The sequence below is a fragment of the Wolbachia endosymbiont of Madathamugadia hiepei genome, from assembly GCF_013366855.1.
Lineage (GTDB): Bacteria > Pseudomonadota > Alphaproteobacteria > Rickettsiales > Anaplasmataceae > Wolbachia.
This window is the reverse complement of sequence record NZ_WQMP01000047.1, coordinates 1-6,845: the sequence shown is the minus strand read 5'-3', so window position 1 is coordinate 6,845 and position 6,845 is coordinate 1. Positions and strand designations below refer to the sequence as shown.

At 36.6% G+C, this 6,845-nt stretch carries 6 protein-coding genes and 3 pseudogenes; 5 read left to right on the top strand and 4 right to left on the bottom strand.

Annotation, left to right across the window (positions count from 1 at the left end):
• Positions 1-281 (top strand): annotated as a pseudogene (locus GO685_RS02550) (Rpn family recombination-promoting nuclease/putative transposase); the annotation flags it as partial.
• Positions 282-383: 102 nt separating this feature from the next.
• Here the strand turns inward: GO685_RS02550 and GO685_RS02545 are convergent.
• A complete protein-coding gene (locus tag GO685_RS02545) occupies positions 384-1,295 on the bottom strand; it encodes a hypothetical protein (protein ID WP_246226365.1) in 912 nt (303 codons plus the stop codon).
• 106 nt (positions 1,296-1,401) lie between these two features.
• Positions 1,402-1,944, bottom strand: coding sequence for a CDP-diacylglycerol--glycerol-3-phosphate 3-phosphatidyltransferase (gene pgsA, locus GO685_RS02540; protein WP_175937440.1), 543 nt, complete (start codon positions 1,942-1,944; stop codon positions 1,402-1,404).
• A gap of 144 nt (positions 1,945-2,088) precedes the next feature.
• Here pgsA and GO685_RS02535 point away from each other — a divergent pair, with 144 nt between their 5' ends.
• The 4 genes and pseudogenes from GO685_RS02535 to GO685_RS02520 all read left to right on the top strand — a co-directional run bounded on the left by GO685_RS02535 (position 2,089) and on the right by GO685_RS02520 (position 5,897).
• A complete protein-coding gene (locus tag GO685_RS02535; RefSeq protein WP_175937441.1) occupies positions 2,089-3,408 on the top strand; it encodes a malic enzyme-like NAD(P)-binding protein in 1,320 nt (439 codons plus the stop codon).
• 60 nt (positions 3,409-3,468) lie between these two features.
• A pseudogene (locus GO685_RS02530) lies at positions 3,469-3,686 on the top strand (BolA/IbaG family iron-sulfur metabolism protein).
• Positions 3,687-3,701: 15 nt separating this feature from the next.
• Positions 3,702-4,025 carry a Grx4 family monothiol glutaredoxin gene (gene grxD / locus GO685_RS02525; RefSeq protein WP_041045753.1) on the top strand — a complete coding sequence of 108 codons (324 nt, stop codon included), beginning with the start codon at positions 3,702-3,704 and terminating at the stop codon, positions 4,023-4,025.
• Positions 4,026-4,187: 162 nt separating this feature from the next.
• Positions 4,188-5,897: an ABC transporter ATP-binding protein gene (locus GO685_RS02520; protein WP_175937439.1), complete on the top strand. Its 1,710-nt coding sequence runs from the start codon at positions 4,188-4,190 to the stop codon at positions 5,895-5,897.
• Positions 5,898-6,171: 274 nt separating this feature from the next.
• On the opposite strand, the gene GO685_RS02515 is transcribed toward GO685_RS02520, so the two are convergent.
• Positions 6,172-6,339, bottom strand: a complete 168-nt coding sequence (locus GO685_RS02515) for a hypothetical protein (protein ID WP_175937438.1) — start codon at positions 6,337-6,339, stop codon at positions 6,172-6,174.
• 240 nt (positions 6,340-6,579) lie between these two features.
• Positions 6,580-6,845 (bottom strand): annotated as a pseudogene (locus GO685_RS02510) (nitronate monooxygenase); the annotation flags it as partial.

Below are 6,845 nucleotides of genomic sequence, written 5' to 3'. Positions count from 1 at the left end.
ACTGGTCAGAAAAGGAGTTCATAGCATATGAACAAGAAATAAAGCGTATCCGTGATGAGAAAGCTATTCTCGCTCAAAAACTTGATGATGCCACTGAAAAAAGCAGAAAAGAAGGCATCCAAATCGGCGAAGAAAGAGGCAGAGCAGAAGGCGAACAACAGGCTAAAATAGCTGTAGCCAAAAACCTACTTAAGGCTGGTGTGTCTGTTGACTTGATAGCTGAATCTACTGGTCTTCCTAGAGCTGAAATTGCACAGCTTAAAGAAGAGGCCACAAGTTAATTTCAAACCACTTGGCTGAATAGACACTGATATATTTTGAGGTAAATATCAATAACTAGCCACCATGGGGCTTCTTTTGCCTGTTTTTCTGCTTAGTTTAGGTTATGCAAACGTCGGCACTTCTTGGTTTGAGCTACCATCTCTTCCTTCTACATTGCCCGCACCTGTCATACCTTTTCCAACTTCTACATTCTTTAACTCTCTCTTATAAGGATGTGTGATCAGTCCACTTCCTGCCATCAAAAGAGTGGTGCCTACTAAACCCAAAGCGGGTCCAACAGCAGGATGTAAGAATGATGCTAATGCTATTAACATTATTCTCCTTATTAACATTATAGAAGAACCAGCAAACATTAAACTAGCAGCAGACATATTGTCAGCCTTTTTTTCAGATTTTTCATCAAGGTTAGAATTCTCTTGCCCTTTGTCTACCTCATGTTTTTTGCTCTTCTTGTACTCACAATAGAAGAAATTAGCGCTTGCTACGAAGTAGAATAAGCTAGAAATTGAAAAGGCTACGTCTTCTATTATTCCTAGTTCCAATGCTTCGCTAACTATACTAGCTACAATAACTAATGTAGTTAAAGCAGCATCAGCGTAGTTAAGGTAATCATCAACGGTATGAGGAACATCTCTCTTCTCTTTTTCTGCCACTTCGCCATTTTCAAGATCCTTCAATTCCTGTTCCTTTTGAACTATCTTCCTATTATTGTAAATTAAATATAGCGTACAAATAAGAGATAAGATTGTGAGAGGTAATGTAGCGTGGTTTAGTGCACCACTTATAACACCAAGCAATACCTGATCGCTGCATATTTTTTCCAGCTCAACAGCCATCAGCAATGCAAATGGGGCCATTGTTGCCAATGACACGTATTGTCTATATAACTCTCTTTTTTTCAGTGTTAATAGTTCTTGTTTGAGCTTTTTTTCTGCTTCCTCTTTTAGTGCTAATAACTCTTGTTCACGCCTTTTTTTTTCATCAGCAAAAGATTCCTTAACGATACTAGTCATATAAACTCAACTAACTTATGAACTAATATATTATACATAATTTCAATTACTTAGTCAATTCTATTAAAATCTTAACTATTTGTATATTAATTGTTTTTCAAGGAGTTCAATCAATCTGCTTGATGCCGGCTACGACATAATTATAGCCTGACCACATAGTTATAATGGCTGCAACCCACAGACAAATTGCACCTATATATTGAGTTATTTTGTAGTTGTCCATTATTAGTGTCACCACAGCAAGCATCTGCAGAAATGTTTTAATTTTTCCAGCTTTGCTTACAGGTAGGCTAACGTTTGTAGCGATCAGAAATTCCCGCAAACCCGAAACTAATATCTCCCGACAAACGATGATAACTGATGGTATTATCGTGTAATCATTGATCTTATGCTTATAAACCAGCATCATTATTGTTGAAACCACTATTAATTTATCAGCAATTGGATCAAATAGCTTGCCAAATTTTGATTGAACTTTCCACGCACGTGCTAGGTAACCATCAAAAAAATCTGTAATGCATGCAAATATAAAGATTGATATTGTTATCAAGTTTGTATATTTATTTTCTATATAAAAACTTAATATTATTGCTGGTACTGCAAGCGCACGAGAAATTGTCAGTAAATTAGGCAAGTTTTTCTTAAACATGCAGTGTAACTTTAGTGCGGTATGGTAAACTTATACAGGAGTGGAGTGCAATTCACAAGCTAATAGTTTACAATTGAACATTTATAAAAATTCCATATACTTAAAAATTCACTAGCCATGGGCTCAAGATATAAGGATATAATGATGAATGACGATTTAGATCATACCACAAAACAAGAAGCGCTTAAGTATCACAGTGGAGGCAATAATCCTGGTAAAATATCTATCCTGCCAACAAAGCCCTTATCTACCCAGTATGACTTGTCACTTGCTTATTCCCCTGGAGTTGCAGCTCCATGCCTTGAAATAGCTAAAAACTCTGATCTAGTTTATGATTATACGGCAAAGAGTAACTGTGTTGCTGTTATTTCAAATGGCACTGCAGTGCTTGGACTTGGCAGCATCGGACCTCTTGCTTCAAAACCTGTTATGGAAGGCAAAGCTGTTTTATTCAAGCGTTTTGCTGACATCGATGCAGTCGATATAGAAGTTGGCACAGAAAATGTGGAAGATTTCATCAACGCAGTAAGATATCTTGGACCAAGTTGGGGAGGGATAAATTTAGAGGATATAAGATCTCCCGATTGTTTCATAATAGAAAAACGCCTGAGCGAATTGATGGACATTCCAGTATTCCACGACGATCAGCATGGAACTGCAGTGGTTGTTGCAGCCGGCATAGAAAATGCTCTTGATATTGCAGGAAAGAAATTGGAAGACGTTAAAATTATCATGAATGGAGCTGGAGCAGCCGGTATTGCATGTTTGGAAATACTGAGATCCATAGGCGCTAAAAACATAGTGCTGTGTGATAAACAAGGGGTAATATATAAAGGCAGAAAAGAGGACATGAATGAGTGGAAGGAAAAGTATGCAACTGACACTGAAGAACGTTCTTTACTCGACGCAATAAAAGGCGCTGACGTATTTATTGGACTGTCTGCAAAGAATGTGCTAAGCGAAGAGATGCTGAAGAGCATGGGTAAAGATCCAATTATTTTTGCTCTTGCTAACCCTGATCCAGAAGTAAGGCCTGAGTTTGCAAAATCCGTAAGGCCGGATGCAATAATTGCAACTGGTAGATCAGATTACAACAATCAAGTCAATAACGTAATGGGATTCCCTTATATATTCAGAGGAGCGCTTGATGTACATGCAACAACAATAAATAACGAAATGAAAATTGCAGCTGCAAATGCAATAGCAAAGCTTGCTCATGAGCCAGTACCTGACGAGATATCTGCAGCTTATGGTGGTCGTAAAATGAGCTATGGATGTGAATATATAATACCTACTCCATTTGACCCAAGATTGATTTCGATAGTTTCTCCTGCAGTTGCAAAAGCCGCAGTGCATTCAGGCGTTGCCAAAAAAGCAATACAAGATTGGGGTAAATATGAAAATCAATTGAAATCTCGTCTTGCGAGTGCTCTCAGCACGCTGAATTCATTGTCTTCACGATAATTCAGTTGCGCAAAGTAATTTTAGATTTATAATAAAAGTATTGTAATTTAAAGTAAATTAATGGTTATCGCAATTCATGAATTAGAGAAAATCATCAAACAATCATTTCCGGGTGCTGATATAGAGGTTAATGATCTTGCTGGAGATAATGATCACTATCATTTGAAAATAACCCCAAGTGTTTTCTTGGAAAGACAAGGATAGAGCAACATAAAGTGGTGTATAAGGCGTTAGAAGGCCAGTTTATACATGCGTTGCAATTGGAAACTAGTACTTAAAATTAAAGTGAACTTATGAACAATTTTGAACAAATAAAAAAAGATATAGCAGAAAATGATGTGGTGCTTTATATGAAAGGCACTTCTGACTTTCCTCAATGCGGATTTTCTGGACTTGTCGTGTCAATTCTCAAAAACTTGAATGTAAAGTTTAAATGCGTCAACGTGCTAGAGAATGATGAAGTACGTCAGTCCATAAAAAAGTTTTCTGATTGGCCAACAATTCCACAATTATACATAAAGGAAGAGTTTATTGGTGGCTGTGACATCGTTCGCGAGATGTATGAAAAAGGTGAGCTGCAAAGCTTGCTAAAAGAAAAAAAGATTATGGCAGAGTAAGATTATCAGAAGAATGCTATCCCAAAATGTTTTCCAGCTCTACTGGCCTTTTTTGTGAGTTAAATTATAACATCCGTACGATCAGTAGACTTAAAGCCATACCTTTTTCCTTTTTCCTGACACTAAAATCCATATACTTAGCTTTAGAAACTTCGAGATAAGATGCGATCTAATATTAGACAGTTATTTTGCTATATAAAGCCCAACCTACATTACTTCGTTGTAGCTTTTATTGCAGTTTTATTTTCAGCTTTAACGATTCTCCTTTTCGGTAGAGGTTTGAGCAGCATAATTGATTCTGGCGCAGAACACGATTTTACTACTAAACTGGTAGTTACAATATTTATAGTTTTAGCTGTTTCTCTTACTGCGTTCATTAGATTGTATTTTATTGGCATTGGCAGCGAAAAAGTTATTGCAAGAATGAGATATGACTTATATAGCAATGTTACCGACTTGCAACCGAGTTTCTTTGAGAACACTGGTGTCCAAGATGTCATCTCAGCACTAATTACTGATACCTCTGTGTTGCAATCGATAATAAATAGCAGCCTACTCACCATATTGCGAAATTTTGTAATTTTGATTGGTAGTGTTGCTATGTTGTTATATACAGATCTGCATCTAACTGCATATGCGGCTGCGATAATACCCATACTACTTATTATTATGACTTCCCTTGGGAAAAAAGTGTGCAATCACGCACGCTTTGCCCAGAGTAAGCTGAGTGAGCTTGCATCACTTAGTGAGGAAAATTTCAGATCCATAGTAACCATCAAGTCGTTTGTATTAGAGGAAAATGAAAAAATCCGTTTTAAGGAACATCTAGACTCAGTATCAAAATCATACATAAGATTAGTACTCTTGCGCGCTATTTTGGTAACTTTGGTTATCTCATGTGTGATAGGTTCACTGGTCGTTTTAATCTTTTTTGGTATTAAAGAAGTCTTAAGTAATAATATAACTATTGGGGAGCTATCTTCATTTGTATTTTATTCAGCGCTTGCAGCAGGAGCTGTAAATAATCTGAGCGATAATATCAGTGACTTGCAACGGGGTCTTGGGATAGTAGAGCGTTTATTTGAATTTAAGAATATGAAAAGCTCTATAGTAGATGCTGATGATCCTATAAAAATTTGTAGTGTTCGAAAAGGAATTTCGTTTAACGGCGTAACGTTTTTTTATGAATCTCGGCCTGGTAAGCCAGCGTTAAATAACGTATCATTTTCCATGGAGGCGGGCCAAGCAGTGTCAATTGTGGGACCATCTGGCAGTGGTAAGAGCACCATTTTGAAGCTTCTGCTTCGTTTTTATGATCCAAGCAAAGGCAGCATTACTATCGATGGGAATAATATTAAGTCAATTGCGCTAAGTAGTCTCAGGTCATTATTTGGTTTAGTGCCGCAAGATCATATGATATTTTCTTGTTCAATAATGGAGAATATATTGTACGGCAAACCAGATGCCGAATATGAGGAAGTAAGACAAGCAGCCATCAGTGCTTATGCGATGGAATTTATTGACAAGCTGCCCGATAAGTTTGACACATTTGTAGGGAAAAGAGGATTAAAACTTTCCGAAGGACAAAAACAACGTATTATAATAGCGAGAGCCATACTCAAAAATCCTCAAGTCTTAGTGCTGGATGAGGCAACCTCTGCCCTTGATTACAAAAGTGAAAACTTAGTACAAAAAGCACTGAGCAAATTAATGCAAAACAGAACAACGATCATAATCACACACAGGCTATCAACCGCACTCAAAACTGACAAAATTATAGTAATTAATCACGGAGAAGTAGAAGAGGTAGGAACTCATGAATCTCTAATAAGCAAAGATGGACTATATGCAAAATTGGTAAAGATACAGTAGATATGGATATTATATAAGTAAAAAGAGGAACTAAATTAGCTGTTATGCTAGATTTAAAATTATTAACTTTTTAATCATTTTAACTTATAATAATTTAATATTATTTTTTAAAGGACTATTATGATTTACACTCATGGTTTTTTACCACAACAACAATATATGACTTCTCATTTACCAGCACCAGTTTTTCCAGTGCATACACCTTGTACGCCTGCACACATGCCTTATGCTGTTAATTCATGTCATAATCATTTTAACTCATGTCATAATCATTTTAACTCATGTCATAACTATTATGACGCATATCACAATCCTTGTGATACATTAGGGCTTGTTTACTAAAAGATTGTTTTAAACAACTTATATATGCACGTAGTGCTACTTTAGCACACGTGCTATATGCCCCTTCTAGTCTCTGTGAACAAAATTTTAGAGAAGCCATTTTCCTACCTCAGTATTCATATTATATAACCATTACTCACTAATCCCTAAGTGGTTACCATAATCTATAAACAAGTCAATAAAAATTTAGAAGCTCTCCACCGCTGATGCTCATTTTTTCGTGTAGTTTTACGCCTTCTTGCCCGGCTTGGGCCTAATCCAAATCAGGGTATGGCAGAAAAACTTGTTAAAGCAGGTAGTGAAATTTTATAAGGTGAAAATTTCTATGATAGCTACTGACTCAATATCCAGTCAGTATCCTTTCCACCAACTCTTTTACCGTCGGCATGTAACCATCCTCATAAAACGGATCCTGCTTGAATTTATATACATTGTGTCCGGAAAACATGAGCTCATTCTCAATATCACCATCGTGTATAATGTTTTGTAGTGTCTTTTGTATACAAAAACTCCGTGGATCCGGCTTTCGTCCTGTTGAATGGTTACCATGATCTTTCCAATTGCTAAACAGACAATGGCTCAAACATCCCATGCAATTGATCTGAT